1 protein-coding gene is annotated in these 263 nt (G+C 63.5%); it reads right to left on the bottom strand.

From position 1 onward, the window contains the following. Window positions 1–263: aminotransferase class I/II-fold pyridoxal phosphate-dependent enzyme (locus SB756_RS31285; protein ID WP_410913394.1), on the bottom strand; the 263-nt coding region annotated here is incomplete at both ends.

The raw sequence follows: 263 nt of genomic DNA, 5'->3' as shown, positions 1-263 counted from the left end.
CCAGGCTCGCCAAGGGCAGTGGCGCGTCGTCGGCGAGAAATGCGTAGGCCGCATCTTCGATAATCATCAGATTGTGCCGACGGGCAATCTCGACCAGTTGCTCGCGCTGTGCCAGGTTCAACACCCAGCCCAAAGGGTTGTGCAAGGTCGGAATGCTATACACGGCGCGCACCGGTCGCTGGCGACACAGACGCTGCAGGAACTCAAGGTCCGGCCCCTCGGCACCGACCGGAATCGCGACGACCTCCAGGTGCAGGGTCTCG

The sequence above is a fragment of the Pseudomonas sp. SIMBA_068 genome (genome assembly GCF_046534705.1).
Lineage (GTDB): Bacteria > Pseudomonadota > Gammaproteobacteria > Pseudomonadales > Pseudomonadaceae > Aquipseudomonas > Aquipseudomonas putida.
This window is presented reverse-complemented; position numbering and strand designations above follow the sequence as displayed.